General features: G+C 64.5%; 5 protein-coding genes and 1 pseudogene. 5 read left to right on the top strand and 1 reads right to left on the bottom strand.

The window, feature by feature from the left end; all coding sequences use genetic code 11:
* Positions 1 to 194, top strand: a pseudogene (locus AC16XC_RS12890) (ribonuclease PH); the annotation flags it as partial.
* The gene (gene rdgB, locus AC16XC_RS12885; RefSeq protein WP_484035065.1) at positions 191 to 817 is read left to right on the top strand and encodes an RdgB/HAM1 family non-canonical purine NTP pyrophosphatase; all 627 of its coding nucleotides are present in this window, start codon (positions 191 to 193) and stop codon (positions 815 to 817) included. The pseudogene AC16XC_RS12890 and the gene rdgB, both read left to right, overlap by 4 nt.
* Before the next feature lie 3 nt (positions 818 to 820).
* Here the strand turns inward: rdgB and AC16XC_RS12880 are convergent, their stop codons facing one another.
* Complete coding sequence (locus AC16XC_RS12880) at positions 821 to 1,378, bottom strand: CAP domain-containing protein (RefSeq protein WP_484035064.1); 558 nt, start codon at positions 1,376 to 1,378, stop codon at positions 821 to 823.
* Between the two features lie 48 nt (positions 1,379 to 1,426).
* On the opposite strand from AC16XC_RS12880, the gene hemW reads away from it, so the two are divergent.
* The 3 genes from hemW to AC16XC_RS12865 all read left to right on the top strand — a co-directional run.
* Entirely contained in the window at positions 1,427 to 2,578 is a 1,152-nt protein-coding gene (hemW, locus tag AC16XC_RS12875; protein ID WP_484035063.1) for a radical SAM family heme chaperone HemW, read from the top strand.
* Positions 2,575 to 3,471, top strand: coding sequence for a tyrosine recombinase XerC (locus tag AC16XC_RS12870; protein WP_484035062.1), 897 nt, complete (start codon positions 2,575 to 2,577; stop codon positions 3,469 to 3,471). Before hemW ends, AC16XC_RS12870 begins: the two co-directional genes overlap by 4 nt.
* 1 nt (position 3,472) lies before the next feature.
* On the top strand, positions 3,473 to 4,452 hold a 980-nt coding region (locus AC16XC_RS12865), incomplete at its 3' end, for an outer membrane protein assembly factor BamB family protein (RefSeq protein WP_484035061.1).

The following is a 4,452-nucleotide window of genomic DNA, read 5'->3' as shown; positions in this document are numbered from 1 at the left end:
ATCTCGATTACCACGAGGACAGTTCGGCCGATGCCGATGCCAATTTCGTGCTCATCGAAGGAGGGCAGATCGCCGAAGTCCAGGCCACCGCCGAAGGCGCGACCTATGACGAGGAAGGCCTGCTGCGACTGCTGCGCCTCGCCAATATCGGCTGCGCGCGGATCTTTGCCGCCCAGGAATCCGCCGTCAAATGACCCGCAGGCTCTGCTCGGGCAAGCTTGTGATTGCCACGCATAATGCGGGCAAATTGAAAGAGATTGCGGCGCTGCTCGAACCCCATGGCGTCGATTGCATTTCCGCCGGGTCGCTCGGCCTTCCCGAACCCGCCGAAACCGGCAGGACATTCGTGGAAAACGCCCTGATCAAGGCCCGTGCGGCGGCTGAAGCGAGCGGCATCGTCTCGCTGGCGGACGATAGCGGACTGTCCGTGGCCGCGCTCGATGGCCGACCGGGCGTCTACACCGCCGATTGGGCGCAGCGGCAATGGTTCGAAGGACCGCCGGGGCGCGACTGGTACATGGCGATGGGCAAGATCGAGGGCATGCTGGCCGAAATGGGCCCTGAAACGCCGCGGGATGCCTGGTTTTCCTGCGTCCTCGCCCTGGCCTGGCCCGATGGCGAGCAGGCCGTCTACGAAGGCCGGGTCGATGGCTCGCTCACCTGGCCCCCGCGCGGCAATCAGGGGTTCGGCTACGACCCGGTGTTCCTGCCGGCCGGCTATTCGGAGACATTCGGAGAACTCGATCCGGCGGAAAAGCATCGCATTTCCCACCGTGCCGCCGCGTTTGCCAGGCTGGTCGCCGACCAGTTCGCGTAAGCGCTAAAGCCCGACCGGCCGACCCCGCACATTTCCGGCCGGCAAATAGCGGCAGACCAGTGCGTCCCGCCCATTTGCGGACGCGAGTGCGCACCCCATTTCGCGGGTCTCCGGCCAGATGATCTGGGTATAATGGGCAACGTCCTGCCATTCTCCGGTCTTCGAAATGTCGGGGAAGATTCCGGGCCGGAAATCGCGCTTTTCGTCGAGGAACCGGTCCATCATGTGCTCGATCGAATAGAAGTCCGCCGTCCCCATCCACAGGTTTTCGCCCTGCTCGGGGCGGCTCGACTTCGGGGAATGGCGCATATTGCCGTCGCGCGCGATAGTCCTCGCCCACTCGGCAGCGCCCTGGGCCAGCCCGGCGTTCCAGACGAGGCGCGGAAGGCCCTCGCCGACCCGCTCGTCATTGTGCTTGGCCAGCAGGCGCGCGGCGAGATCGAGCCGGTCGGGCGCCGGGTCCGAGGCGCTGCGGACCGAAGTGCTGGTCTGCCCCTGTGCGGCCGGCAGGCAAGCAAGCAGGGCGAGGCCCAAACCCAGGGGAATCATCGCTTTGATCATGGCGGCAACTTGACACCAGGCGCTGAATAAAGGCTGAAACAGATCACAATGGCCCGCGCGCTCTACATACACTGGCCCTTCTGCCTCGCAAAATGCCCCTATTGCGATTTCAATTCGCATGTCCGCGAGCAGGTCGATGTCGCGCAGTGGCAAGGCACCCTGCTGGCGGATTTGCGGCACGAGGCGGAGCGGGCCGGTGGAGAACCGCTCGAAAGCGTGTTCTTCGGCGGCGGGACCCCGTCCCTGATGCCGCCGCAGCTGGTCGGCGCGCTGCTCGGCGAGGCTGAGCAGCTGTTCGGCTTTGAACCCGCGATCGAGATCACGCTCGAAGCCAATCCGAGTTCAGTCGAAGCAGGCAAATTCAAGGATTTGGCCGCTTGCGGAGTCAATCGCGCTTCGCTCGGACTGCAGTCGCTCGACGATCGGGGGCTGAAATTCCTCGGGCGGCTGCACAGCGCTGCAGAGGGGCTGAGCGCACTCGAAACGGCACAGAAGGTGTTTCAACGGGTCAATTTCGACCTGATTTACGCCCTGCCCGGCCAGGATCTGCGGCTGTGGCGCAAGGAACTGATGCGGGCACTCGATCTGGGTGCGTCGCATCTTTCACTCTACCAGTTGACGATCGAGTCGGGGACCCGTTTCGAAAGCATGGTCCGCCGGGGAGAATTCACCCCGCTCGACGATGAACAAGCTACGGATATGTTTAATCTTACGCGAGAAGTAACTGGAAAGGCGGGTCTTCCTGCCTATGAGGTCAGCAACCACGCCCGCCCCGGAGAGGAAAGCCGGCACAATCTCGCCTATTGGCGTTACCAGGACTACATCGGCGTCGGACCGGGAGCGCATGGCCGTCGCAATGGCATTGCAACGGTCCGGCATCGCAAGCCCGAAAACTGGCTCGAAGCGGTCGCCGGCAATGGCCACGGAATTTCCGAGGAACGCGTCCTCGGCCGAAGCGAGCAAGCGAGCGAGGCGATGCTCATGGGGCTGCGCCTCGCGGAAGGAATCGACCTTGCCCAGATCGGATCGCGGTTCGCAATTTCGCCGACCGAGCTCGTCGACTGGCCCCGGTTCGAATTCCATCTCGGCCATGGCCTGTGCTGGCGCGACGGCGATCGGATCGGGGTGACCGAAACCGGCATGCCGTTGCTCGATGCGCTGCTCGGCGAAATAGTCGCCAGTGACCTGGTTTTGGCATGACCAGGGCGGAGCTCCTGGGCGAATGGCGCGATTACCTCGCCCACTCGCGCCGCCGTTCGCCGCACACGGTCCGCGCCTATGTCGCCTGCGCCGCCCGGTTGCTCGACAATCTCGGCGAGAGCGACTGGCCTGCCCTCGCCCGGATCGAAAGCCCGACCTTGCGCACCCAACTGGCCGCTCGCCGGGCCGAGGGGATCGGCAATGCCAGCGCCGCCCGCGAGCTGTCCGCGCTCAAGAGCTTCATTGCCTTTGCGCGGCACAAGGCGGGGCGCGAAGATGCCGCCGCGCCGCGCATGCGCGGTCCCAGGATCAAGAAAGGCCTGCCCCGCCCGGTCACGCCCGATGAAGCGCTCAATGTTGCCGAGCTGGTGCGAGACAATGCAACCGCCGCCTGGATTGGCGCCCGCGACAGCGCGGTCCTGCTGCTGCTGTACGGAGCGGGACTGCGGATCGCCGAAGCGCTTTCGCTAAAAGGTTCGGATGTGCCGTTCGGCGATACGCTCACCGTGACCGGCAAGGGCGGCAAGCAACGGGTCGTCCCGATCATCCCGCTGACCCGGCGGGCCGTGGCCGACTATGCCCGCCAATGTCCGTGGCCGATCGAGAAGAGCGGCCCCCTGTTCATCGGCGCCAAGGGCGGGCCCCTGTCGCAAGGCATGGTCCAGAAGGCGATGGCCAGGGCCAGGATCGCGCTCGGCTTGCCGCCCACCGCGACGCCCCATGCGCTGCGCCACAGCTTTGCGACCCATCTCCTCGGCGCGGGCGCGGACCTCAGGAGCCTGCAGGAATTGCTCGGTCATGCGAGCCTGGGATCGACCCAGATCTACACCAAGGTTGACCAGGCAACTTTGCTCGATACCTATCGCAAGGCTCATCCCAGGGAGAGGGACTAGAATGAATATCAGGCGATCGGCCGGCGCTGCCGTAATCAGTGCAATGCTGGCGGGAAGCATGGTCGGCCAGGCAATCGCCCAGTCCGCCGCACCGTTCGAACCGGTCACCGACGCCATGCTCCATGATCCCGACCCGGCCGACTGGCTCAACTGGAGGAGGACGCTCGACAGCCAGGGCTATAGCCCGCTCGACGAGATCGATCGCGGCAATGTCGGCCAGCTGCGGATGGTCTGGGCCAAGCCGCTCGGCGATGGTCACCAGGAAGGCACGCCGCTCGTCCATGACGGGATCATGTACTTCCCCTCGCCACGCGACACGATCGAGGCGATCGATGCCAAATCCGGGAAGCGCATTTGGCAATATCGCCGCCAATTGCCGGACGACCTCGGCGACTACCTCCCGGTGTGGGACACGACCCGCAACGTTGCGATTTACGGCAATCTCATCATCGGTAACGGGGCGGACGATTACCTCTACGCGCTCGATGCAGCGAGTGGCGAACTGGTGTGGGAAACGAAAATCCTCGATTACACGCGCGGCGCAAAGCAGAGCTCCGGACCGATCATCGCCAAGGGCCTCGCGATCACCGGCCGCTCCTGCGAGACCGAGGGCGGACCGGATGCCTGCGTGATCACCGCGCATGATGCAAAGACCGGCAGGGAAGTCTGGCGCACCAGCACCATCGCGCGGGGCGACGATCCCAATTCGGCCAGCTGGGGCGATGTCCCCGACGAGCGGCGGCTACATGTCGGCGCCTGGATGCTGGCGAGCTACGATCCCGAGCTAGAACTGGTCTATATGGGCACTTCGGTTTCGGCTCCTGCCCCCAAATTACTGCTCGGGGGGAACGACCTGCAGCATCTCTATCATAATTCGACGCTCGCGCTCGATGTCAACACCGGCAAGATCGTCTGGCATTATCAGCACATCGTCGATCACTGGGATCTCGACCATCCCTTCCCGCGCATCCTGGCGGACCT

The sequence above is a fragment of the Candidatus Andeanibacterium sp. genome (assembly GCF_057143545.1).
Note: the sequence above shows the minus strand (reverse complement) of the source record. Positions and strands in the feature narration are given on the sequence as shown.